This window comes from Streptococcus iniae, from assembly GCF_030732225.1.
Taxonomy (GTDB): Bacteria; Bacillota; Bacilli; order Lactobacillales; family Streptococcaceae; genus Streptococcus; species Streptococcus iniae.
Genome location: NZ_CP132230.1, coordinates 1,515,820 through 1,541,269, shown reverse-complemented (window position 1 = coordinate 1,541,269; position 25,450 = coordinate 1,515,820). Strand labels below are relative to the sequence as shown.

The following is a 25,450-nucleotide window of genomic DNA, read 5'->3' as shown; positions in this document are numbered from 1 at the left end:
AAAATTATGTCAGTAAAAGATTATATGACACAAGATGTGGTAACAATTACTCCTGAAACAAGAGTAGCAGAAGCAGCAGACTTGATGCGTGATCAGGATTTGCGTCGTCTTCCTGTTCTTGATAAGGGAGGTTTAGTTGGACTTGTTACAGCAGGAACAATGGCTGATGCAAGCCCTTCTAAGGCAACGAGTTTATCAATTTACGAAATGAACTATTTGCTCAATAAAACTAAAATTCGTGATATCATGATTAAAAAAGTGATTACAGTCTCTCCAGATGCAAGTTTAGAAGATGCTATTTATCTGATGCTTCAACATAAGATAGGTGTTTTACCTGTTTTGGATGAGGGAGAGCTTTGTGGCATTATCACAGATCGTGATGTTTTTAAAGCCTTTCTTCATGTATCGGGCTACGGTATTGAGGGGATTCGTGTTGTTTTAGAGAGTGAGGATACTGTAGGTGTCCTAGCTAAAGTAGCAGAAAGTATTTCAAAGGAAAATCTCAATATAAGAAGAACCGTAGTTGATACCCGTGCAAGTGGGAAAACCATTATTGAAGTTCAGATTGATGGTCAAACAGATCCTGAAAATCTTAGAGCGATATTATCACAAACAGGAATTGTGGTAAGAGATATTCAGCATACTGTTGCAAAAAATGATATTAATTAAGGGGTACTGCCTATAATAGGCAGTGCTTTTTTAATGATTTTTTGGTAGAATAAAAGGAGTACAAAGAAAAAGGAAAACAAATGACTAAAGGTATTATTATTACACTAGAAGGTCCGGATGGTGCTGGTAAAACAAGTGTTTTAGAAGGCTTAATCCCCTTACTTCAAGAAGAGTTTACTCAAGGTATTATAAGCACCAGAGAACCAGGTGGAGTGGCTATAGCAGAAAGTATTCGTTCCCTCATTTTGGATGTTAATCATACCGAGATGGATTACAAAACAGAATTACTATTATACATCGCTGCGCGTCGCCAGCATTTGGTAGAAAAGGTTCTACCCGCTGTTAAAAAAGGCAATTTGGTTTTGATTGACCGTTTCATTGACAGTTCAGTTGCTTATCAGGGGGCAGGACGAGGCATTGAAAAGCAAGACATTCAATGGTTGAATGATTTTGCAACGGATTTTATAACCCCCGATTTAACCTTATATTTTGATGTGCCATCAGAAGTTGGTCTAGCTCGGATTGAACAAAATAAAGACCGTGAGATTAATCGATTGGATCTTGAAAAAATAGACATGCACAAAAAAGTACGTCAAGGCTATTTAGCATTGGCTAAGGAAAATCCAGATCGGATTGTGACAATTGATGCTTCGCAGAGTTTAGAAAAAGTGATTCAAGATGCATTAGCTGTTCTTATGAAGCGGTTTGGCTAAAAGAAAGGAAGGTAGGAATGTTAATCGAAGAAATGGCTCCAAAGAGCTACGCTTCTTTTTGTGATATTTTACAAAAAAATAGACTTCACCATGCCTATCTCTTTTCAGGTGATTATGCCAATTTTGACATGGCCCTCTTTTTGGCTAAAGCCTGTTTTTGTGACAATTTACAAAATCATTTGCCTTGTTTAAACTGTCGTACCTGCCAGTTAATTGAAGCCAATGATTTTTCCGATGTTACCATTTTAGAACCCCTTGGACAGGTTATCAAAACTGACACTGTGAAGGAAATGATGAAAAATTTCTCGCAGACGGGTTACGAGAGTAAAAATCAGGTGTTCATCATTAGAGACTGTGATAAAATGCATGTGAATGCTGCAAACAGCTTATTGAAATACATTGAAGAACCTCAAAGTAATTCTTATATTTTTTTGTTAACAAATGATCAATCGCAAGTTCTTCCAACAATCAAAAGTCGAACACAGATCTTTCATTTTCCAAAGGACGAAGCCTTTTTATCACTAGAGGCTCAAAAACTAGGGCTCTTAAAAAGTCAGGCAGATTTATTGGCTAAGCTGGCTAAAAATCCTCAGGAGTTAGAGAAATTTGCTCAGGATAATAAATGTTTGGAATTGATTTCACTTAGCCAAAAATTTGCTTCTTTGCTTCTAACAGATACTAATCTAGCCTACTTAGAGGTTAGCCGTTTGGCAGCGCAAGCTACAGAAAAATCAGATCAAGATTTCGTTTTAAAATGCCTTACCAATCAATTGGCTAAGGATTATTCTCAACAAAAAGCCATTAGATACCTACAAGGGCTTTATCAAGCTAGGTTAATGTGGCAAAGCAATGTCAATTTTCAAAATGCATTGGAATATATGGTGATGTCATGATAAGAATTATTGGTTTTAAATACAATGAATCAGACTTGATAAAATATGCACAGACTACTGAGGATTTCAGGCTTTCTGATTGGGTAGTTGTTAAAGATGCTAAAGGAAGTCGTATGGCTAAGGTTTACTTCCTGGCTAAGGATTTGAATGGAAAACAGGTTTCTGTAGATTCTTCCTATCATCTTAGAAAACCAAATGATCGTGACCTAAAGGCTTTTACAAACAATGCAGATTATGCTCAGGAATCACGTGAGCGTGTTAAAGAGCTCTTTGTGCTTAATCAGCTTGAGCTGAAGCTGATTGACATTGTTTTTTCACTGGAAAGAAGTTATGTCTTAATAACATTTTCGGCTGAGGAGAGGGTTGATTTTCGTCAACTCCTAAAAGATTTAGCCAGCCTATTTAAGACGCGAATTGAACTGCGCCAAATAAATAGCCGTGAAGAAGCAAAACTTTATGGTGGTTTAGGACCATGTGGACGCCCACTTTGTTGTTCTAGTTTTTTAGGAGAATTTCCTACGGTTTCCATTAAAATGTTGAAAAATCAGGGCTTATCCTTAAATAATGGGAAGACAACAGGTAATTGTGGACGCTTGCTCTGTTGCCTTCAATATGAAGATGCCTTTTACCAAGAGTGCAAGCAAAAATTTCCTGACTATGGTGCAAAAGTAGAAACCAAAGAAGGGACTGCAACAGTTGTCGGCATAGACTTGTTTGCAGAGACACTACAGTTAAAATTTGAAGATAAACAAACACTTATGACATATGCCTTAGAGGAGGTTACAGTTGGTAAATAAGAGAGAGTTATTTGATGCCTTTGATGGGTTTTCACAGAATCTCATGGTAACACTAGCAGATATTGAAGCTATGAAAAAACAAGTTCAAGCCATGCTTGAAGAAAATACCGTTTTGCGCATTGAAAACACAAAATTGCGTGACCGACTCAATCAATTAGAACAAGAAAATATTGCAAAATCACCGACAAGTCATAACCACGGTAAAGACCATTTGGAGAGTATTTATGAAGAAGGTTTTCATATTTGTAATTTCTTTTATGGGCAACGCCGTGAAAATGATGAAGAGTGCATGTTCTGTAGAGAACTCTTAGACAGAAAGTAAGCAAATGCAGATTCAAAAAAGTTTTAAAACTCAAAAAGAGACAGGAACACTCTATCTTGTTCCTACCCCAATAGGAAATTTGCAGGACATGACTTATCGAGCGGTGTCAGTCTTAGAAGACGTTGATTTTATTTGTGCTGAGGATACTAGAAATACAGGTATTCTTTTGAAGCACTTTGACATAAGTACCAAACAAATCAGTTTCCATGAGCATAATGCTTATGAGAAAATTCCAGATTTGATTGAACTGTTAAAAGAGGGGAAAAATCTTGCTCAAGTTTCGGATGCAGGCATGCCATCAATCTCTGATCCTGGTCATGATTTGGTCAAAGAAGCTATCAAAAGTGATATCACGGTTGTTTCTCTTCCGGGTGCATCAGCTGGAATAACAGCTTTAATTGCTAGCGGTATTGCACCTCAACCTCATCTTTTCTTTGGTTTTTTACCTCGTAAATCTGGCCAACAAAAAGCATTTTTCCAAGAAAAAGTGACCTATCCAGAAACGCAGATTTTCTATGAATCGCCATTTCGCGTCGCAGATACCTTAGCTAATATGCTTTCTGTCTATGGTAACCGGCAAGTTGTCCTTGTTAGAGAGTTGACGAAACTCTATGAAGAATACCAACGAGGCAGTATTAGTGAATTGCTGAGCTTTCTAGAAGAACATCCCTTAAAAGGAGAATGTCTTTTGATTGTTGAGGGACAAAATAAGGACCAAGTCTTAGAAGAGAGTGAGCAATTGGATCCTATCTCCCTAGTGAAAGAAGAAGTTGCGGCTGGAGCAAAGCCCAATGCAGCTATCAAAAGCATTGCTAAAAAATACAAACTTAACCGGCAAGAACTTTACCAAGCTTACCATGAGCTTACTTAAAGAGGCTGGGCAAAACTCAAAATTTAGACTTTCTATTAAAATTATAATAACCAAAAATGGCTTAGAATTAACGTTTCTGACGACGTTATTCTAAGCCGTTTTCTATTTTTTAGCATTTTTGCCCAGCCTCTTTTTTTGAGTCAAAAAAACTTGCCTCAAAGCAAGTTCGTGATGATCTGTTAAATGATTTTTGTTCCATGAACACTAGTTGTTCCTGTTAGTTTGCTTAACTCTTCGGCATTTTCGGCAGTCACCCCACCGCCAATCATGATTTCAATACGACCATTAGCAAGTGTTACCAATTCTTTAATAGCTGCTGCATTATCAGCAACTGATTTTTGATCAGTTGATCCATGAAGTAGGATACGTACAAAGCCATATTCAATCAACCTTTCAATAGCTTCAGCCTGTTTTTCATGTGGAATTGCATCAAAAGCCATGTGAAAAACAAGAGGAAGTCCTTGTGTTGAAGGAAGAAGTTGCTCAATAGCATCCGAATCTAAAAGATTATCATCAGTTAGCAATCCCATCACTAAAGCATCTGAACCAGCCTCAATAGCTTTAAGAATATCTTCTTCCATAGCTTTTAACTCCAAGTCATTGTAGACAAAGTTACCACCGCGTGGTCTAATCATTGTCGCAACAGTGATTGCTTTTTCGTGGAGCAGTTGGCAAGCTTCTTTGATAACACCATAGGAAGGTGTAGTGCCGCCAACGGCTAGATTATCACATAATTCCACACGATTGACTTGTCCACTTTGCAATTGGGGAAGCAGGGTTAAGTTTTCAGCACAAAATTCTTTAATTAACATGTTTGTCTCCTTTAATGCCTATATTATACCATGCTTCTTTGTGAAAATAATAGCTAAAAAGTCTTTGTAAAATTCTGAAAATTATGCTATACTCTCTATTATTATACGGAGGTGTTATGATGACAATTTATAATTTTTCTGCAGGTCCTGCAGTATTGCCAAAACCCGTGCTTGAAAAGGCGCAAGCTGAGATGCTTGATTACCAATCTAGCGGCATGAGTGTCTTGGAATTGTCGCACCGATCCAAAGAATTTGAATCTATTATCACTGATGCTGAATATTTATTAAGGGAATTAATGGCAATTCCTGATAATTACCGTGTTCTCTTTTTACAAGGTGGTGCATCAACTCAATTTAGCATGATACCATTAAATGTTGCCAAAGGTAAAAAAGCCTATTATCATGTGGCTGGTTCTTGGGGGAAAAAAGCTTACACTGAAGCTGTAATGTTAGCAAAAACTATTCCCTTTGAACCGATTTTACTAGCTTCTTCAGAAGCAACTGCTTTTAATGGTATTCCTGACTTTGATGCAAAAACAATTGACCCAGAAGCTGCATATGTTCATTTGACGACCAATAATACCATTGAAGGAACAGCAATTTATGATCTTCCAGATACAAATGGCGTTCCTATTGTGGCAGATATGTCTTCAAATATTTTAGCTGTCCGCTACCGGGTTGAAGACTTTGGTATGATTTATGCAGGGGCTCAAAAAAATATTGGGCCAGCTGGTGTAACGCTGGTGATTATTAGGGAAGATTTGATTAATGACGCGCCAGCTATGTCAAGCATGTTAGACTACAGCATACAAGCAGATGCTAAGTCGCTTTATAATACGCCACCGGCTTATAGCATTTATATTGCTAAGATGGTCTTTGAGTGGGTAAAAGAACTAGGTGGCTTAGATCAGATGGCAAAAATAAACCGTCATAAGTCAGGTCTTCTATATGATTTTATTGATCAGTCGGAGTTTTACAAGAATCCCGTTAAGAATCCCAAAGAGCGTTCAGTGGCTAACATTCCCTTTACAACACCTAGTAAGGAACTAGATGCACTCTTTGTTAAGGAAGCTGATGCTGCAGGATTTAAAAATATTAAGGGACACAGGAGTGTGGGTGGTATGAGAGCCAGTCTTTACAATGCCTTTCCACAAGAAGGTGTTATAGCTTTAATTAGCTTTATGAAAGACTTTGAAGCAAAAAATAACTAAAAGAATGTGAGAGTTTTTGAAAGATGGAGATTAGATTAGCTTTTCCAAATGAAATCGCTCCTATTGTAAGCATTATTGAGTCTGCTCGTAAGGTTATTGCTGCTTATGGGAGTGATCAATGGCAAGGTCGTTATCCAAGTCAGGAGGATATTAGTGATGATATTCTAAAAGGTCAAGGCTATGTGGCTTTAATTGATGGTAACATTGTTGCTTATGCGGCAGCTATTTATGGTAATGAAGCAGCTTATAATGCCATCTATGAGGGGCAGTGGTTAAATCATCAGAAAAACTATTTAACCTTTCATCGTATTGCAGTGTCTGCAGACCATCAAGGGCAAGCTATTGCGCAAACTTTTATTCAATGCCTCATTGAAGGGTTTGATCAAGAAGATTTTCGTTGTGATACACATGAAAAAAATATTGCTATGCAACATGTTCTTGAAAAATTAGGTTACGTCTACTGTGGTAAGGTACCTTTGGATGGTGTTCGTCTGGCCTATCAAAAACTCAAAAAAGAACATGAAAAAGCAGATTATCACGAAATTGATGAAGATAATCTCAATGGATTTTAAGGTAGAAATGGAGTGCTGGGTTAGACCCAGCTTTTTAAAAATATGGTATATAGCGTCAAAACATTTAATAACATTAACCCAATTGGCTTAAAGGAATTAGGTAATCAGTTTCAAATTGATGGTGATTTGGCTGAAAACCCAGATGCCTATATTATTCGGAGTCAAAATTTACATGGCTTTGCTTTTCCGAGTCATTTAAAAGCGATTGCTCGTGCAGGTGCTGGAACAAACAATATTCCGATTGACGAAGCAACAGCTGCTGGAATTGTTGTTTTTAATACCCCGGGTGCCAATGCAAATGCAGTGAAGGAAGCTGTTTTGACAGCAATACTCCTTTCTGCCAGAGATTACATTTCAGCTCATCAGTGGACCAATACACTCACTGGCAAAGATGTTCCAAAACAAATTGAAGCTGGCAAAAACCAATTTGCTGGCTCAGAAATCAATGGCAAAACACTTGGTGTTATTGGACTTGGTGCAATTGGCGGACGTATTGCTAACGACGCTTACAGACTTGGCATGACTGTTTTAGGTTATGATCCTTTTGTTTCTATTGAAACAGCTTGGAACATTTCTAGTCATGTTAAAAGGGTCAATGATATTAAAGAAATTTTTAGAGAGTGTGACTATATCACCATTCACGTTCCATTGACAGATGAAACTAAAGACACCTTTAACAGTGAAGCTTTTGCTCTAATGAAAAAATCAACAACTATCATTAATTTCGCCAGAGCAGAATTGGTCGATCAGCAAGCTTTATTCGAAGCTATTGAAACTGGTGTCGTCAAACGTTACATCACTGATTTTGGGACAGAAGACTTACTTAATAAAGAAAAAGTGACCGTTTTTCCACACCTTGGTGGATCCACTGAAGAAGCAGAACTCAATTGTGCGATTATGGCTAGTCAAACCATTCGCCGCTTTATGGAGACAGGTGAGATCACCAATGCTGTGAACTTTCCAAATGTCCATCAAGCTTTAACAGCACCCTATCGTATTACCTTAATTAACAAAAATGTGCCAAATATCGTTGCCCATATTTCTACAGCAGTATCTGAAGCTAATATCAATATTGCTAATATCATCAACCGTTCAAAGGGGAATTATGCTTACACTCTTCTTGACTTAGATGAATGTGATCAAACTAAAATTGATGCCCTGGTTCAAGAGTTTAAGCAATCAGAGAATATTATTAGTGTTCGTCTGATTACAAAATAGCCTTAAAGAGGCTGGGCAAAAAGTAGCTTCAAATAAAACCACGCAGAGATTTCAGTCTTGAAAACAATCAAGATGAAAAAATCACTGTGTGGTTTTTGAGTATTTGAAGTTTTAGAGTCGAGATTCTTAGCTAATTTCGTGAGATTCATACTCATGAAGAGGAATCCAACCTCCGTTTGGACGGCTTGATTGCCTCTGACATGGACTCTACGCACGCCAAAAACACTCTTCAATCGGCCAAAAACGGGTTCGACATCGATTTTCCGTTTGGCATAGATTCGAGAGCCATCTTCGCTATGTAATTCTTCCTTTATGAGTTCTTTAAAGTAATTCCAAGTTGGATTGTAATGGATCTGTTTCTGGCGACCACTTTCTGTTTTGGAAAGTTTTTCCAACTCTTCCGTGCTTTGTATTTTTTCTGCCTCATAAATCTTGAAATCCCGTTCAAAGCCATACTTATCTTTTCTACGAGAGTAATATTTAAAGGAATAAACAACACCATCTGGTTTAATGAATTGGTCTGTTTCTTCAAGGTAGTCCCAATTATTTGGATTAGTAGGACTGTTTTTATATTTCTTAGTCAATTCCTTCTGGTACATGCCATAGGGAATCAGAGGAGATTTCTCCAACTCATCAATGATAAAACTATAATTCTCCTCACTGCCATAACCGGCATCGGCGACAATATTTTGGAAGAGGTCCAGAGTTTGAATGGATTGGAGAAATGGTTTCAGGGTTCGGGTGTCCGTTGGATTTGGAAATATATCATATGCAAGAACATATTGACCATTGGTGGCAGCTTGAACATTATAGCCAGGTTTGAGCTGGCCATTCATCATGTGGTCCTCTTTCATTCGCATAAAAGTGGCATCGTGGTCCGTTTTGGAGAAAGAGTTACGCTCTTCTAGAATCTCTCTAGCCTCCTCATAGCGTTGCTTACGAGGGAGATAATCCTTTCTCAACTGGTTGCGCAGTTTCTTAATACGACGTCGCTTTTGTTTATTGGCAGAACCTCCCTTGATAACTTTTGGTTCCTCAGAAATTGATTTCTCAACTTCCGCCAAGGCCTGTTCAGTGTCTTCTAAAAGGCGCACTAACCCCTCGCTGGTTTCGCATTCTTCTTTAGACAGAGCTAGGTTTACCCCCTCTTGAACCAGCTGGTCATAGAGTTCTGAGATTTTTCCGTTTAGTGCCTCTTCGTATTTATCAACAGCTCTTTTCCAAGTGAAAGAGTAGAGATTAGCATCAGCTTCTAGCTTGGTGCCATCGATAAAGAGAGCATCATCTTCAATCATGCCATTCTCACGCATGAGGAGGGTGAAATAAATAAAGGCGGTCTTAATTAGGTTATTGGCATGTTTACTAGAACGAAAATTATTGATGGTTTTATAGCTAACGTAGGTGTCCTGGCTCAACCATTTCATGGGAATGACTTCTTCATTCATCTGAACTATTTTGCGACCAGAAAAGACCTGGCGGGCATAGGCGAAGAGCGTCATCTTCAAAAGCATGGCAGGATGAAAGGCAGGACGACCAGTGTGAGACGTCTCTTCAAGCAAAATATGATTTGGAATACTGTCCACAAAGAGACTGATTAATCTAACCTCATGATTCATTGGAATATCGTAGGCAAGATTTAATTCCAAACTGAGTTGATTTGTGTTATACTCTTTATACATAGTCATGGCTTTCTAGTTGTTTTGTCGTTATTATAATTATAAACCATGACATAGGAAAACGAGCATCTCCAACTGCGGAAATGCTCGTTTTTTCTATTCTGAAGCTACTTTTTGCCCAGCCTCTTTTAAAATGTAAATTCCAAACTGATTTGCTGAAAATCTTTTCGTAGTCGATTAATAAGGTTTGCTTTTTCGGAGGCTAATTCATCAATGAGACTAGTATTTTCAATCGTATTAATAAAAACTTTGACGCTAATATGCATACCTTGTTTATGGACGAAAATATCAAGGTCATCAAGCCTGTGACCAATCATTTCATTAAAAATAGCATCAACATGATGTTTGATGTGATCATTTTGAATGGTTGAATTCGCAAACTCTTTAAAGGACTGGACAAGAACATGGAGGGGCTCTTTAACTGACAGGAGAACTAAGATGAGCGTGATGAAAAAATCAGCAGTATAGTGGAGAAATCCTAGTTGCCCATCTATTGAGATGACACTAAGAATTAAAATAGAGATACCAATTCCGATAGAAATTAAACCATCCACTAAATTAGCCTTACTTTCTGCTTCTAAAATGGTACTCATTTTTTGAATTTTTTGGTTGGTTTTACTATTATAGATTGCCAACATGAAACAGATTGTTCCTGTTATTAAAGTATAAGGAAGAGCTGGACCAGTAACAATAATGTCACCTTCACCATGAGCAAAATATGCAAATGCAACAGCGCTACTTTCCAAAAAAGCAACAAGTAGGAGCATGAGTGTGGCAATGGATTTTAAGACTCCAAAAAGTGGTTCTAGAAAATACATGCCATTAGGGAAATGTTCTGTTTTTTTGTGGCTATTTTTACTGATATAGATAGCAGCAACTGATGCAATGAAGCCAATAATAGAAAAAACACTATCTAAGAGTAAGGCGTTTAATCCTGTTATGATATAAACAACAACACCTGCAAGAGCATTGATGAAGTTGATACTAGAGGATACTAGCAATGCTTTGTTCTCAATTGTTTTAAAATTCATTTGACCTCCTGATAAGATATGAAATTGACTTACTATTATTGTAACATGAAAAAGCTTAGAATTCAAAAGTGACTCTAATGTTTCGTTTTTAAGAAGTCACTTATTTCAAAAAAATAAACTGATGTTTTCATCAGTTCATTTTTTATAGGATTACTGGGCTAACTCAGTATTGATTTGCCACATGATTCCAAACTGGTCAATGAAGTTTGCATATGCTGGACTCCAGAACATTTCTTGCATTTCCATAACAATTTCTTGGGCATTAACAGTTAATTTTTCATAAAGTGCATTAGCTTCTTCAACACTATCAACAATAATAGCAGCAGACATATTACCACCAGCTTTATAATCGAAATCAGGATTTTCATCAGATAACTGAAGTCTGATGCCGTTGAATTCTAATTGGGCATTCATGACTAAATCTTCACGGTCTTTAGGACAGTCTGGAACGCCATCTTTCCAGAACATGAGGTTGTTAACTTGGGCATTAAAGGCATCTTTGTAAAATGCGACAGCTTCTTTGCCATTTCCATTTGTAATTAGATAAACATTAATTGCAGTTACCACGGTATTCTCCTTTAGTTTTGGTGATTAGTTTGTTTGACGAATAGCAATGTAGTTGCCTTCATTATCGCAGAAAGTGAAGTGCACCATTCCTTGGTATTCCATAATAGGATTAGTAGTAACCCCAGCTTCAGTTAGTGATTTGTATTCAGCTTCAAGGTCATCTGTTTCAAAAAGAAGTGAAGGAAAGTCAACGTTCATTCCAGGATTAGCTTTTGCGACAAGTTCTTTAGTGTGAAGTCCAAACTTTGTAGCAGAATCAGCAGATGGTGCCATTTCATAGGACATATAGCCTTGAGCTTCAACAGAATTGATGAGAACAAACCCCATTTGTTCAGTCCAGAAAGTCATTGCTGCTTTGGTGTCATCAACATAAAGCATAGTTGTAGATTTTGAAATCATGATTTCTCTCCATTTAGTAATATTTAGTGATAGGTTATTATATCCTTTGCTGCTACAAATGACAATTATTTTAACTTAAAATTTCAAAAAATTCCCATGAAACAAAAACACAGTTTTTCCTTGAAAAAAACACCTCTTAAAGGTGTTTCAAAGGTATTTACTTGCTTCACGGATAGAGAGTGGTGCTAGCAATTTTTGGTTTTTAGTTATAAATGCTGTAACCCAATCTGGATTGACTTTGGAGTAGTCTCTTAAGCTCCACCCGATTGCTTTGTTGATGAAAAATTCTTTACTCCCAAGGTTGTTTAGAATAATCGTTTCTAACAGTTGAGTATTGGTTTTTTCCTTTTCCCCTAATTGATGATCAATAGCAATTCGTCGCATCCACATGTCATCAGAAACAGATAAATCAAGCATGAGCTGAGGAATTCTAGCGTCAGCAATTTTGCCCAAAATACGGTCAAAATGATCAATAGAATCCCACCACTGATTAGTGGAAGCATAAGTTAAAAGTTGTGGCACATGGTCATAGTTTAGTCTGCTTTGCATGGCTTTTAGGTAATCACAAACAAAATAATGGAGCTCTCTTTTGGGGCTATTCCACGCTAAATCAAGGAGTTGCCAATCCATAATTTTGGCTTTTTTATCCTCAGCAATAAGTGATTTATAAATGAGACGTCGTTCAGGCGTTTGAATGCCATAGAAATCAAAATGATGTTTCATATAGGCAGCCATTTTTTTAGCTTGTTGCGGATTTTCTTTTTCTTCAAATGTTTTTTGCAGGTGTTGAAATCGAATAGTTCCCATATTATAAATCAATTTCTAGCAGGATTGGGGTATGGTCCTGACGACTACCAGAATCTATCATTTCAGATCTTATGATTTTATCAGCAAGACGATTCGATGTTAGCCAATAATCAATTCTCCAGCCTGTGTTATTGATTTTACTGGTTTTACTACGTTGTGCCCACCAGGTATAGACATTTGGAATATTGCCATGAAGGTGACGAAAAGTATCAGTAAAGCCTTTTGAAAGTAGGTTTGTAAAGCCTTGACGTTCTTCGTCAGTAAAGCCAGCAGAGCGTCTGTTACTTGCTGGATTTGCCAAGTCAATTTCCTCGTGAGCAACATTGTAGTCGCCTGTTGCAAGAACTGGTTTTTGCTGATCAAGTTTAACCAGGTAATTAGCATAAGCAATATCCCAAGCCTGACGGTCTTCTAAGCGTTTTAAGGCATCTCCAGCATTTGGGGTATAAACCTGAGTCACGAAGTAATCATCAAATTCAAGTGTGATGATTCGCCCTTCGGAGTCCATGGTTGTTGGAGCTCCAATCTCAGGGAAGCTTACTTTAGGAGTTAGGTTTTCTTTGTATAAAAATAAAGTTCCAGCATAGCCTTTACGAGCTGGCTCAATAGAAGAACGCCAAACATTATGGTAGCCTGGAAAATAGTTGTCTAGAGCTTCTAAGTGTTTTTTACTTGGTCCTGTTGCAGAGAGTTTGGTTTCTTGAATAGCAATGATATCAGCATCATGAGCAACAAGAGTGTCAATAACAGCGCGTGATAATAAGGCACGGGGAGATTCAGCAGTTAGGGCAGCATTTAAGGAATCAATATTCCATGAGATTAATTTCATTTGAGTTCGTCTTTCTAATTTGTACTGTCCTTATTTTAGCAAAAAAAGCCTTATCAAGCTATTTTTCAAGCTTTAAATCTATTTCAAAAAAATTCGAAATAATTATTGTTTTCTGCAAAGAAAGTGCTATAATCTATTTAGAAAATATTCTAAATAGATAGAGGTGATCCATTTGTCCTTTGCACAAACATTTAAAGCTTTGTCAGATCCAGCTAGAAGAGAAATCTTGACGCTTTTGAAGGATGGTCAGATGTCAGCAGGTGACATTGCTGCTCGATTTGACTTAGCTCAGGCTTCTGTTTCATATCATTTAAACATTCTCAAAAAAGCAGACTTAATCAGTGAAACGAAGGTCAAAAATTTTATTTATTATGATATTAATACCTCCGTTTTAGAAGATATTATGGCATGGCTACAAGCTATTAAAGGAGATTCTAATCATGAAAATTAAGAAAAACGTATTACTCATAACAAGTCTAATTGTCTTGCTACCTATTGTCATTGGTCTCCTTTTATGGCGACAATTGCCTGAGCAAATAGCAACACATTTTGATTTTTCAGGAAAACCAGATGGCTATTCAAGTAAATTTGAAGCAGTTTTTTTCTTGCCAGGGGTTATGCTTTTGACACATCTTTTTTGCATTTGGCTAACATCAAAAGATCCAAAATCAGGAGGTCTTGGCAAAATGCAACATCTTATTTATTGGATTGTTCCTGTGATTTCTATTTTTGCACAGTCGATGGTCTTTTTGGTAGCCTCTGGCTTTACGAAAATAAGTGTTTTTAATGCCAACCTTTTTTTGGGGCTCTTGTTCTTGGTTTTAGGAAATTATCTACCTAAAGTTAGACAAAACTATACTGTAGGGATTAAGTTACCATGGACTTTAAATGATGAGACTAACTGGAACAAGACTCATCGTCTTGCTGGAAAACTTTGGGTAGTTGGTGGTTTAGCCCTATTCATTTTTGGTTTGTTTGGGATTGAAAATGGATCAATTATTTTCATTTCTTTAGCTGTCATACTAGTAGTGCCCATGATTTATTCTTATCGTTTATTTAAAAATGATAATTAAGGAAAAAGGATTTCACAATCTTTTAACGATTTAGCTGATGAGTAACTCTGCAAATGGTGATTTGTAGGGTCTTTTTAATTTAAACTGGTAAAATTAAAAAAATAATCACAAGCCAAAAAAGTGAGCATTAGATTTGACTAATAGATTAATGTTTATTATTATAAAGATAATATTTGAAAGCGCTAACAAATTATAACTGTTTTCATTATATAAAAAGCGAGGTTTTAAACCATATGTTTCAAGCAATATTAGCAATCATTCCAATTTTGTGGTTAATTTTATCGTTAGCCGTTTTCCGAATGCGAGGAGATTTGGCCTGTTTTATAGGGTTAATCATCACTCTTTTAACCAGTATTATTGGTTTTCATTTCAGTATCAAAGATGGTTTAACTGCTGGCTTAGAAGGTGCTATGATGGGATTTTGGCCTATCATTTATATTATTGTAGCTGCTGTTTTTACTTATAATCTAACAACTGCTTCAGGTGGAATGACTGTTATCAAGCGTTTATTAATGACAATTACTGAAGATAAACGTATTTTAGTACTTATTCTTGCATGGGGTTTTGGTGGTTTTCTTGAAGCTATTGCAGGTTTTGGAACTGCGGTTGCCATACCAGCAAGTATTCTAGTCGCTTTAGGCATGAAACCCTTGCGCGCTGCATTGATTTGCTTAATTGCTAATACCACTCCTACAGCTTTTGGTGCTATCGGCTTGCCTGTGACCACATTAGCGCAGGTAACAGGACTTGAAGTAAAACAACTTTCAGTTATTGTTTCTTTGCAATTATTTATTCTCATTGTTGCTATTCCATTTGTTCTTGTTTCATTAACTGGAGAGGGGAAAAGGCCAATTAAAGGTGTTTTTGGCATAACCTTAGCTTCTGGTTTAGCATTTGCACTTCCTCAAATCCTTGTTTCTAACTATTTAGGAGCAGAACTTCCCTCAATTATAGGTTCACTTTTTTGTATCTTAGTCACTATTTTGTTTGTCAACTTACGTGAAAGAGGAAAAAATGCAAGTCCAGTAGGAGGAGACGTTGCTTTTAAAGAAGGCATTATGGCTTGCTTGCCTTTTATCCTTGTTTTTCTTTTTATTATGCTAACATCTTCTTTATTTCCAGCAATCAATCAGCTACTTGCAAAAGTTTCAACCACAGTTTCGATTTACACAGGTGAGCACGCTAAACCTTACACCATTAAATGGCTGACCTCGCCTGGGACAATGATTATTTTAGCAACTTTTATAGCTGGCTTAATTCAAGGCATGTCCTTTAAAGAAATTGGATCAATTTTAGGCAAAAGTATTAAACAATTGACCAAGACGATGGTGACGGTAGCATCTATTGTAGCCTTATCCAAAGTAATGAGCTATAGTGGAATGATTAATACAATTGCTGTTAGTTTAGTTGCAGTAACGGGAGGATTTTATCCCTTTATCGCACCAGTTATTGGTACTTTAGGGACTTTTATTACAGGGAGTGACACCTCTGCTAATGTTTTGTTTGGTGAGTTGCAAGTTAAAGCAGCAAACAATTTGAACATGAATCCTTATTGGATGGCGGCAGCAAATATGACAGGGGCAACTGCAGGAAAAATGATTTCGCCTCAAAGCATTGCAGTTGCAGCGGTAGCTATTGGTTTAGAAGGTCAAGAAGGTAGTCTCTTAAAAGAAGTTATTAAGTACTGTGCATTCTATATGTTACTGACCTGTTTAGTTGTTTTTGCTATTGGAAAAGCTCTAGGATATTTATAAGCAACTGGCTAATAATAATATTTTTTAAACTCAAAAAACTTGTGAGCAAATCTTTTGACATCAAAAAAACATTCGTCTATAATTCACTTATAACTTGTAAGCGTTATCAATATTTTTAAAGGAGAATATTAATGGAAAATAAATCAGAAATGATAAATGCGACTACTATAGAGTTCAAAACAAGCAGTGCTGAAGGCAGCGTTGATTTTGTAAATGTCTTTGACCTTGAAAAAATGGCTCAAAAAGTTATTCCTAAAGGGGCCTTTGGTTATATAGCAAGTGGTGCTGGAGATACCTTCACCTTACATGAAAATATTCGTTCATTTAATCATAAATTGATTGTTCCTCACGGATTAAAAGGCGTGGAAAATCCAAGTACTGAAATAACTTTTGATGGCGATAAATTAGCGTCACCAATTATTTTAGCACCTGTCGCGGCGCACAAATTAGCCAATGAGCAAGGGGAAATCGCAAGTGCCAAAGGTGTTAAAGAATTTGGAACAATCTATACAACCAGTTCTTATTCAACAACTGATTTACCTGAAATTTCACAAACACTTGGTGATTCACCACATTGGTTCCAATTCTATTATAGTAAAGATGATGGTATTAACAGACACATCATGGACCGTTTGAAAGCTGAAGGGGTAAAATCAATTGTCCTAACAGTTGATGCGACAGTTGGTGGAAACCGTGAAGTTGATAAGCGTAATGGCTTTGTTTTCCCTGTTGGAATGCCAATTGTTCAAGAGTATCTCCCAAATGGGGCAGGAAAAACAATGGACTATGTTTATAAAGCTACTAAACAAGCCCTATCACCAAAAGATGTTGAATACATTGCACAATATTCAGGCTTGCCTGTATATGTTAAAGGGCCACAATGTGCAGAAGATGCCTTTCGTGCTTTAGAAGCTGGAGCTTCAGGAATTTGGGTAACGAATCATGGTGGCCGTCAATTAGATGGTGGTCCAGCAGCCTTTGATTCTCTCCAAGAAGTTGCTGAAGCTGTTGATCGCCGTGTACCAATTGTCTTTGATTCTGGTGTGAGACGCGGACAACATGTCTTTAAAGCCTTAGCATCTGGTGCAGATCTTGTAGCACTTGGCCGTCCTGTTATTTACGGCTTAGCAATGGGTGGTAGCGTAGGAACACGTCAAGTCTTTGAAAAAATTAATGATGAACTTAAAATGGTTATGCAATTAGCTGGTACACAAACCATCGACGATGTTAAACATTTTAAATTGCGTCATAACCCATATGATTCTTCCATTCCATTTAGCCAAAATGCTTTAAAATTAGATTAATCTTTAGACTGCCCAATCAGATATTAGGGCAGTTTTTTTAATGCTGTTTCAAAAATTGTCTCAAAGCTTTGCCCATTATTAGTAGAATAGATTGCTTTTCTCCTCAATTTGTGATTAAATAATAATTAATTTTCTATTGGAAAAATGATAGAAAAATGTTATTAAAGGAGTTTACAGAGTGGAAAAGAAAGAACGATTTTCCTTAAGAAAATATAAATCAGGGATTGTGTCTGTTTTAATTGGAACAGTCTTTTTTGCGGGAGCAAGTCAAGTTTCTGCAGATCAGCTAACAACAGTGAGCATAGCAGAAGAAACACCGTCTCTACTTACAAAAGAAGTGGATGGACAGACTGAAAACAGCAATCAAGACAAACTGACTATGAGTGCAGATCAGCTAACAGCAGAAGATTTAAAAGAGCTCGAATCTATTTTATCTGCAGATAGTAGTGCTGAAAAAGAAGAGTCAGTTCCTCTTTTAGATGCTCCAATTAATAAAGATACCCATGATTGGACTCAAGTTTCAGGTGCATGGGAAAATGGCTATAAAGGGCAAGGAAAAGTCATTGCTATTATTGATACAGGTATTGATGTTAATCACCAAGCTATGCGCATCAGTGACATTAGCCAAGCAAAATTCAAAACAGCAGAAGACATGGATCAGCAAAAAGCTAAGGCTAAGATTAACTACGGGAAATGGATTAATCAAAAAGTCATTTTTGCCCATAACTATGTGGAAAACAATGATAAGGTCAAAGAAGTTAAGTTTGATTTTGACTTTGACTTTGATATAGAAGATGATTCTATTTTAGACTCTATTGAGAGCACTCTTGTTCAAAGTGTAGACAAAAAGAGATACCGAGTTTACCCTAAGTCAAACAGTGACAAACCCAAAGAAACAGTCATTCAAATCAATCCGGATGACTTTAGTCACATTATTGATTGGCCAAGTCATGATGACGAAAGTCAGCACGAATCACACGGAATGCATGTTACAGGAATTGCTGTTGGCAACCCATTGGAAGCATCTCCTATTGGAGAGCGTTTCTTAGGTGTGGCACCAGAAGCGCAAGTTATTTTTATGCGTGTTTTTGCCAATGATTTTATGGGAACGGGTGAAGCCCTCTACATTAAAGCGATTGAAGATGCGGTAGCATTAGGTGCTGATGCTATTAACCTCAGTTTAGGTGGTCCTAATGGGTCTTTCTTAGGAGGGAATGCCTCTTTAATGGCTGCAATTGAAAAAGCAAAAAAAGCTGGAGTTTCAGTCATTGTTGCAGCAGGTAATGAACGTTTGTTTGGTTCTGACCATGCAGATCCCTTCGCAAGTAATCCAGACTATGGTATTGTCAATTCACCGTCTACAGGAAAAATTCCAACTTCTGTTGCAGCTATCGACAATAAGATTATTATTGACCGTTTAATGAAGGTTGAAGGTTTAGAAAATCGTGCTGATTTAGACCATGGTAAAGCACTATACACGGAGTCAATTGACTATAAAAAAATTAAAGAAGTCCTTTCCTTTGATAAAGACTATGATTTTATTTATATTAACCAACCAACTGATCAAGCCTATATTGGCAAAGAGGTCAAAGGGAAAATTGTTCTTATTGAACGGCATCTAGACCATCCTTATGTTGAATTGATTGCAAATGCCAAAAAGCACGAAGTCGCAGGGATTCTTATTTTTAACCATATTCCGGGTCAATCTAATCGTAAGATGCGTTTAACCAGTGAAGGACAAGTGTTGCCATCAGCTTTTATTTCACATGAGTTTGGTAAAGCTATGTCTCAACTGAATGGGAATGGAACAGGTCGTTTACGATTTGAAAGTAAACTATCAAAAGCTTCAAATCAAAGAAGTCAGCAAATGAATCATTTCTCTAGTTGGGGATTAACATCAGATGGGTATTTAAAACCAGATATTACAGCGCCTGGAGGCGATATTTATTCCACCTATAATGATAACCATTACGGAAGCCAAACAGGAACAAGTATGGCTTCGCCTTATATTGCAGGTGCGAGTTTATTGCTTAAACAATACATTGAAGCGCAACATCCTGACGTTAAAACAGAAGAAATGTCTGATCTTGTTAAGTATTTATTAATGAGCAATGCAAGCATTCATAAGGATCCTAAAACGCAATTAACAACATCTCCACGTCGTCAAGGGGCAGGACTTTTGAATGTTCAAGCGGCAGTAACGAGTGGTCTTTACCTAACTGGCTCTGACAACTACGGTAGCATTTCTTTAGGAAATCTAGGAGAAAAAATCAGCTTTGATGTTACTGTTCATAACCTGTCAAATCATGCTAAAAAGCTTCGCTATGTGACAGATTTAATGACTGATAAAGTAGAAGACGGTCGCTTCACCTTAAGCTCTGTAGCTCTAAAAAGCTATCAAGGGCACCTTGTTGACGTGCCAGCCAAAGGTCAAACAACCATAAGAGTTTCGATGGATGTATCAGAGTTTACCAAAACATTAACTAAGCAAATGCCAAATGGTTACTTCTTAGAAGGTTTTGTTCGTTTTGAAAATGCCACTGATTCAACAAAAGATAAGGTTAACATCCCATTTGTTGGCTTTAAAGGAGAATTCCAAAACTTAGCTGTCGTTGAAGAATCCATCTATAACTTAAAAGCTAAGGGAGAAAAAGGTTTCTATTTTGAAGAATCTAAAACACCAGATGAGATTTATGTTGGAAAACACTACACGGGCTTAGTAACCATTGGAGCTGATGCTAATGTCTCAACTAGAACAATTTCTGACAATGGTATCCATACCCTTGGAACTTACCGCAATAAGGATGGCAAGTTTATTTTAGAAAAAGATCAATCCGGAAATGTTGTGCTTGCGATTTCACCAAATGGTGATAAAAATCAAGATTTTGTAGCATTTAAAGGTGTCTTTTTACGAAAATATAAAGGCTTAAAAGCAAGTGTTTATCGCGCCGATGATCACAAGCGTCAGCAATTGTTATGGACAAGTCAGGCTCATAATGGAGAAAAGAACTACCATAGTGATATTCGCTTTCCACAATCCACAACACTATTGTCAACTGAATTTTCAGGCCGAAGTTTGAGTGGTGAGGATTTACCAGATGGTAAATACCAATACGTGGTTTCATATTATCCAGATGTCATTGGTGCAAAAAGCCAAGAAATGGTCTTTGATGTCATTGTCGACCGTGAAAAACCACTCTTGACATTAGCAAGTTTTAATCCTGAAACAAGAGAATTTAAGGCCTTAGATGTTCATGATCGTGGTCAATCTGGGCTTCTTCGTGATAGTGTCTTCTATTTAGAAGAAAAAGATGGTAAACCTTATACGATTTCGATTAACCAAGGCTTCAAGTATGTTTCAGTTGCTGATAACAAAGTCTTTGTCGGAAAGTCTAAAGATGGCGGTTTCATCTTACCACTTGACAAGGCTAACTTAGCCGACTTCTATTATATGGTTGAAGATTTTGCTGGCAATATTGCTATTGCAAAATTGGGAGAAACCTTACCTGAGGCCTTTGGAAAAGACATCTTTACCTTCACATTAAAAGAAGGCAATTACCAAAATCATCATGCTCTTGAGGATAAGTTGCAAATGACTGCCAATGATTCTGGATTAATGACAAATCAATCAGATATCATGATTACAAATCGTAATCGTCCGCTTAGTCGTTTAGTTAAGGCTAATCAGTCCCAATTGATTCTGTCACCAAATGACAATGGGAATAGAGATTTTATTGCCTTTAGAGGCTTGCCAGGCCAAGTTTACCATGACTTGAAAGTCACTGTTTTTGCAGCTGATGATAAGCTGATGAGCTCTGCTATTTGGACCAGTCCTCAAAAGACTACAGTCGGTGATTTAAACACGACAAGATGGGATGGCAAAACTCAAATGGGGCAAAAAGTGCTATCTGGAGCATACCGTTACGTTATTACTTATCGTGATGCTTCTGGAATGGTAAAACGCCAAGAACATGATATTTTGGTGAGTCATGAGGAACCTATAATCACTAAGGCAAGTTTCCAAAAGGATGGGGATAAAGAATTCTTTAAACCAGGAAAAGTTCTTGATCTTAATCAGGTTGGTATTGCTCGTGAAGAGGTTTTCTATGTCTTAGAAAAAGAAGGGCGTAAGTATGATATTGCTACAGTTGATGACCTTGTGACAATCAGTGATCGTCGTGTACTCATTCCAAGGAATGCTGATGGTAGTTATACTATACCTAAGGTAGAGGGAGTTACACCTGCTGATTTCTATTATTTAGTTGAAGATATGGCAGGCAATATTGTTTACTCAAGCTTGTTACCGATGAGAAGCGTTGGTGATGGTCAGGGGATTCTTGATATTGCTCTGGTTTACAACAACAGTATTGAAAGACCAAAAGTTCCTTTTACTTACTTGGTGAGAGATGAGAATGGTCAAGCTATTGATAAACTCAACTACTACGATGATCGCACGCAAATGCTGATATTACCATTTGGTCATTATAGTTTAGAATTGTTAACCTATGATCACAATGTGGCAGAACTTGTTTCACCTAAACTATTTAATCTTGAAATAAGTGAACAGAATGCGTTTGTTCACCATGCCTTTGTCATAAGAAAATCAGAACCAGCAATGGTTAGAGTCTTCTTTAATCAGCTATTACCAGAAGGAAGCCGTGTCATGCTACAAGCAGAAAATGGGCAATTGATTGATTTAGACAAATCCTTATATGTGCCAAATGCTTACGGTGCCACTGTTCGTGATGGTCGCTACACTATTATGGTGACCTTGCCAGAAGGTTATCACATTAGCGGTCAAACAAGTATTGATGCGCTTCAAAATGATCTTGTTGAATCCTACCTTCAACTTGTAAGTAACGGTCCATCTGTATCTGAAGGTCAAAATGTTGCTGGATCTGTTGCAATGCTAAAAGAGTTCCTTAAAAATGCTATTAGACAAGGTGAACATAAGGCTTCACAGCTTCCTGTAACGGGAGAAAAACAAGCATTGTTATCGCTTTCATCGGGAGTTGCACTCTTGTGTTTAGCCCCTTTATCATTTTTTCAAAAAAGATACGACAAAGGCGAATAAGTCGTGAAAATAGAAGTTAGAAATGACGGGGCTTTCCCTGTCTTTTCTGCTGTTTAAAACAGTAAAGTCCACTCAGATATGGTATAATAAAGTCATAATATCTTATCATTTAAAGGTTTAGGAGAATGGGATGAAAAAACAGATTCAATTACTACTGGGCTTGCTGTCTTTAGTTGTAGTGGCAGTCTATTATTGGGTAAATTTACCCCCTATTAATGTTTTAAGTGGTGATTTTTGGGTCTTTGCCATTTTTTTACTTTTTATTTTAGCCATCAACCTCTTTGTAGGTTCTGTCTCAACAGGTCTTACAAATCTTTTTGGCAAAAAAACAAAAACAAGTGGTTTAAAGGATGTTACAGCCTCTTTTAAAGTGTTTTCAGGTGTTACCAAATGGCTTATTGTATCAATGATGGTCATAGCAGCAGGACTTGCCCTCTTATCAATTGTTAACACGCGCCTTTTCAGAGCTAAATCTTATGCCAATGTTGTCAAGGTGAAAGATGCTGATTTTAAGACCGATTTTCCAGAAACCAATATCTCAACATTAGCTTTATTAGATAGAGAATCGGCTGAAAAAATTGGTGATACCTATCTAGGAACAATTGATAAAGTGTCACAGTTTGGCATTTCCGATGACTACCGACAAATTACTATAGGAAAACAACCCTATCGTGTGTCTCCTTTGGAATATAAGAGTTTTTGGAAATGGGTAACAAACCGTCAAGAAGGTATTAGCTATTATGTTAAAGTTAATCAAACAACAGGCAAAGCAGAGTTGCAAAAATTAGCTTCACCAATGAAATATTCAGATTCTGAATTTATGTTTCGCGACACAATGCGTCATTTGAGATTTAGCCACCCCTTCACCATTTTTTCAGACCCATCATTTGAAGTAGATGATGATGGAAATTCATACTACATTGCGACAACTTATGCTCCGCAATTTGGTCTATCTTCAATGGATCCAAATGGTGTTATTATTTTAGATGCTGTGACAGGTAAGTCACGTCATTACCAACTGGATCAAGTGCCAAAATGGGTTGACCGTGTCTATTCGGCTGAAAATGTTATTCAACGTGTTGATGATCATTACACTTATCAAAATGGTTACTGGAACACAGTCTTTAGTCAATCTGGTGTTAAACAAACAACTGATAGTTACAACTACATCACTATTGGGTCTGATATTTACTTATATACAGGGATTACTTCTGCCACAGCTGATTCCTCCAATCTTGGTTTTATTTTAGTTAATATGCGAACCAGACAAATTACCAATTACAAATTAGCCTCAGCTACGGAGACCTCAGCCATGAAATCAGCCGAGGGAGAAGTGCAAGAAAAAGGGTACTCTGCCACAGCTCCAACCTTGGTTAAATTAAATGGTAAGGCCTATTACCTCATTTCTTTAAAAGATGGGGCGAGCTTGGTGAAATCGTATGCACTTGTGGATGCCGAAGATTATCAACAAGTGACTGTTAATAACGATATTTCCAGTTTGATTGCACAATTTACGGATAGAGACACTAGTGGACTGACTTCTCTAAATGGAACCCGTAAAAAAGTAAAAGTGATTACGGGTCAAGTGCAACAAGTTGCTAGCCAAATTGTTTCTGGGACAAGTATTTATTACCTGATTTCAGATGGTCAAATCTACAAAGTAAAGGCGACAAGAGAAAGTAGTGACCAACTTCCTTTCCTAAAAGTTGGAGATTTCTTTAAAGCTGAATTAGGAGAAGAAAACTTCTTGCAAAACTTTAAAATTGAAGAAAAAGAACTGAGTAAAAATGTCACATTAGAATAAGTTGAAAATGGGTGGTTTTTCCACTCATTTTTGATTTGTCATTCTAAGAAAGTCTATTGTCTTGGGAGAATGGCTGTGCTATACTAGAGGTATCGTTTTTGGAGGATTACCCAAGTCCGGCTGAAGGGAACGGTCTTGAAAACCGTCAGGCGTGTAACAGCGTGCGTGGGTTCGAATCCCACATCCTCCTTAAATAATCAAAAAGTACTGGTTAACAGTATTTTTTCTTTTATTTACTTTGATTAAGGAAGGCAACATGTCAAATAAATCACGAAAAAATAGACGTAAAAGGCATCAAGTATATGAGGGGATAAGGTGTGCTTCAGCACTAACTTTTATTAGTGGCTATGTGAATGCCTTTACTTTTGTAACTCAAGGAAGACGCTTTGCAGGAGTTCAAACAGGAAATGTTTTGTATTTTGCTATTCGTATAGCAGAAAAAACCTATCTGCAAGCCTTTAATTTCTTGTTACCTATTTTCTTTTTCATGCTTGGGCAAAGTTTCACTTATTTTGTTCATAGATGGTCCAACAAACACCACTTGCATTGGTACCTCATTTCAAGCAGTATGCTTACGATTATTGCAATTCTTACCAGCATAATGACGCCATTTTCTCCCCAATATGTCACAGTATCAGCGCTAGCTTTTTTTGCTTCAATCCAGGTAGATACCTTTAAATCACTTCGAGGTGCTAGTTATGCCAATGTTATGATGACAGGGAATATTAAGAATGCAGCTTATGTCTTGACAAAAGGGCTTTATGAAAATAATAGAGAACTCATACAGATTGGGCGCAATACTCTTATTATTATCATGACTTTTGTTTTAGGGGTTATCTGCTCAACACTTTTGTCTTATCATTTTGGTGAAATGGCTTTAAGTGCAATGTTGTTTCCTTTGGCTTATGTTAATTATTTGTTATTAGCAGAGCATCTCTATATTCAACGAAAAATAAGACCGATTAGGCGAGGATAAGTCCTAGAATCGGTTTTTTTGATGGCATAAATATGATATAATGAATTATTAACGACATCTTTAACAGCAAAAGTTTTT

At 37.1% G+C, this 25,450-nt stretch carries 22 protein-coding genes, 1 tRNA gene and 1 pseudogene; 17 read left to right on the top strand and 7 right to left on the bottom strand.

What is annotated here, in order from left to right; genetic code table 11:
- The first annotated feature begins 6 nt into the window (after positions 1–6).
- The 6 genes from Q9317_RS07595 to rsmI all read left to right on the top strand — a co-directional run bounded on the left by Q9317_RS07595 (position 7) and on the right by rsmI (position 4,265).
- Positions 7–669 carry a CBS domain-containing protein gene (locus Q9317_RS07595; RefSeq protein WP_003101532.1) on the top strand — a complete coding sequence of 221 codons (663 nt, stop codon included), beginning with the start codon at positions 7–9 and terminating at the stop codon, positions 667–669.
- 80 nt (positions 670–749) lie between these two features.
- A complete protein-coding gene (tmk, locus tag Q9317_RS07590) occupies positions 750–1,382 on the top strand; it encodes a dTMP kinase (RefSeq protein WP_003101530.1) in 633 nt (210 codons plus the stop codon).
- A 17-nt stretch (positions 1,383–1,399) separates the two neighbouring features.
- Positions 1,400–2,275 carry a DNA polymerase III subunit delta' gene (locus Q9317_RS07585; RefSeq protein WP_003101528.1) on the top strand — a complete coding sequence of 292 codons (876 nt, stop codon included), beginning with the start codon at positions 1,400–1,402 and terminating at the stop codon, positions 2,273–2,275.
- Positions 2,272–3,072, top strand: coding sequence for a regulatory iron-sulfur-containing complex subunit RicT (gene ricT, locus Q9317_RS07580; protein ID WP_016356097.1), 801 nt, complete (start codon positions 2,272–2,274; stop codon positions 3,070–3,072). The genes Q9317_RS07585 and ricT overlap by 4 nt, the downstream gene beginning before the upstream one ends.
- A 43-nt stretch (positions 3,073–3,115) precedes the next feature.
- A complete protein-coding gene (gene yabA, locus Q9317_RS07575) occupies positions 3,116–3,394 on the top strand; it encodes a DNA replication initiation control protein YabA (protein WP_051009479.1) in 279 nt (92 codons plus the stop codon).
- Between the two features lie 4 nt (positions 3,395–3,398).
- The gene (gene rsmI, locus Q9317_RS07570; protein WP_003101524.1) at positions 3,399–4,265 is read left to right on the top strand and encodes a 16S rRNA (cytidine(1402)-2'-O)-methyltransferase; all 867 of its coding nucleotides are present in this window, start codon (positions 3,399–3,401) and stop codon (positions 4,263–4,265) included.
- Positions 4,266–4,444: 179 nt separating this feature from the next.
- Here the strand turns inward: rsmI and Q9317_RS07565 are convergent, their stop codons facing one another.
- Positions 4,445–5,077 (bottom strand): copper homeostasis protein CutC, encoded by a 633-nt coding sequence (locus Q9317_RS07565; RefSeq protein WP_003101523.1) that lies wholly within the window; start codon positions 5,075–5,077, stop codon positions 4,445–4,447.
- A 119-nt stretch (positions 5,078–5,196) separates the two neighbouring features.
- Here Q9317_RS07565 and serC point away from each other — a divergent pair, with 119 nt between their 5' ends.
- From serC to Q9317_RS07550, 3 genes are read left to right on the top strand one after another with little or no spacing between them, the layout of a single operon-like run.
- Positions 5,197–6,288, top strand: a complete 1,092-nt coding sequence (gene serC, locus Q9317_RS07560; protein ID WP_031239202.1) for a 3-phosphoserine/phosphohydroxythreonine transaminase — start codon at positions 5,197–5,199, stop codon at positions 6,286–6,288.
- A 23-nt stretch (positions 6,289–6,311) separates the two neighbouring features.
- Positions 6,312–6,860: a GNAT family N-acetyltransferase gene (locus Q9317_RS07555; protein WP_003101521.1), complete on the top strand. Its 549-nt coding sequence runs from the start codon at positions 6,312–6,314 to the stop codon at positions 6,858–6,860.
- Between the two features lie 42 nt (positions 6,861–6,902).
- Positions 6,903–8,078: a 3-phosphoglycerate dehydrogenase family protein gene (locus Q9317_RS07550; protein ID WP_003101520.1), complete on the top strand. Its 1,176-nt coding sequence runs from the start codon at positions 6,903–6,905 to the stop codon at positions 8,076–8,078.
- Here Q9317_RS07550 and Q9317_RS07545 read toward each other — a convergent pair.
- The 6 genes and pseudogenes from Q9317_RS07545 to Q9317_RS07520 form a co-directional block, all read right to left on the bottom strand.
- A pseudogene (locus tag Q9317_RS07545) lies at positions 8,040–9,757 on the bottom strand (IS1182 family transposase). The gene Q9317_RS07550 and the pseudogene Q9317_RS07545 overlap by 39 nt on opposite strands.
- A gap of 125 nt (positions 9,758–9,882) precedes the next feature.
- The gene (locus tag Q9317_RS07540; RefSeq protein ID WP_003101510.1) at positions 9,883–10,785 is read right to left on the bottom strand and encodes a cation transporter; all 903 of its coding nucleotides are present in this window, start codon (positions 10,783–10,785) and stop codon (positions 9,883–9,885) included.
- Positions 10,786–10,935: 150 nt separating this feature from the next.
- Positions 10,936–11,352 (bottom strand): VOC family protein, encoded by a 417-nt coding sequence (locus Q9317_RS07535; RefSeq protein WP_003101507.1) that lies wholly within the window; start codon positions 11,350–11,352, stop codon positions 10,936–10,938.
- Positions 11,353–11,376: 24 nt separating this feature from the next.
- On the bottom strand, positions 11,377–11,751 hold the full coding sequence (locus Q9317_RS07530; protein ID WP_003101505.1) for a glyoxalase/bleomycin resistance/extradiol dioxygenase family protein: 375 nt from the start codon (positions 11,749–11,751) through the stop codon (positions 11,377–11,379).
- Positions 11,752–11,898: 147 nt separating this feature from the next.
- Positions 11,899–12,558, bottom strand: coding sequence for a DNA alkylation repair protein (locus Q9317_RS07525; protein WP_003101504.1), 660 nt, complete (start codon positions 12,556–12,558; stop codon positions 11,899–11,901).
- A gap of 1 nt (position 12,559) precedes the next feature.
- The gene (locus tag Q9317_RS07520; RefSeq protein WP_003101503.1) at positions 12,560–13,387 is read right to left on the bottom strand and encodes an exodeoxyribonuclease III; all 828 of its coding nucleotides are present in this window, start codon (positions 13,385–13,387) and stop codon (positions 12,560–12,562) included.
- Between the two features lie 172 nt (positions 13,388–13,559).
- Here Q9317_RS07520 and Q9317_RS07515 point away from each other — a divergent pair, with 172 nt between their 5' ends.
- From Q9317_RS07515 to Q9317_RS07480, 8 genes are all read left to right on the top strand, one after another.
- On the top strand, positions 13,560–13,838 hold the full coding sequence (locus tag Q9317_RS07515; RefSeq protein ID WP_003101501.1) for an autorepressor SdpR family transcription factor: 279 nt from the start codon (positions 13,560–13,562) through the stop codon (positions 13,836–13,838).
- On the top strand, positions 13,828–14,460 hold the full coding sequence (locus Q9317_RS07510) for an SdpI family protein (RefSeq protein ID WP_003101500.1): 633 nt from the start codon (positions 13,828–13,830) through the stop codon (positions 14,458–14,460). The genes Q9317_RS07515 and Q9317_RS07510 overlap by 11 nt, the downstream gene beginning before the upstream one ends.
- A 233-nt stretch (positions 14,461–14,693) precedes the next feature.
- On the top strand, positions 14,694–16,214 hold the full coding sequence (locus tag Q9317_RS07505; protein WP_003101498.1) for an L-lactate permease: 1,521 nt from the start codon (positions 14,694–14,696) through the stop codon (positions 16,212–16,214).
- Positions 16,215–16,345: 131 nt separating this feature from the next.
- Positions 16,346–17,518 (top strand): L-lactate oxidase, encoded by a 1,173-nt coding sequence (gene lctO / locus Q9317_RS07500; protein WP_003101496.1) that lies wholly within the window; start codon positions 16,346–16,348, stop codon positions 17,516–17,518.
- A 178-nt stretch (positions 17,519–17,696) separates the two neighbouring features.
- Positions 17,697–22,592, top strand: a complete 4,896-nt coding sequence (locus Q9317_RS07495) for a S8 family serine peptidase (RefSeq protein ID WP_121791532.1) — start codon at positions 17,697–17,699, stop codon at positions 22,590–22,592.
- A 130-nt stretch (positions 22,593–22,722) separates the two neighbouring features.
- Complete coding sequence (locus Q9317_RS07490; protein ID WP_003101491.1) at positions 22,723–24,396, top strand: hypothetical protein; 1,674 nt, start codon at positions 22,723–22,725, stop codon at positions 24,394–24,396.
- A 100-nt stretch (positions 24,397–24,496) separates the two neighbouring features.
- Positions 24,497–24,586, top strand: a tRNA-Ser gene (locus Q9317_RS07485).
- 66 nt (positions 24,587–24,652) lie between these two features.
- On the top strand, positions 24,653–25,372 hold the full coding sequence (locus tag Q9317_RS07480) for a YoaK family protein (protein WP_121791531.1): 720 nt from the start codon (positions 24,653–24,655) through the stop codon (positions 25,370–25,372).
- Positions 25,373–25,450 lie beyond the last annotated feature (78 nt).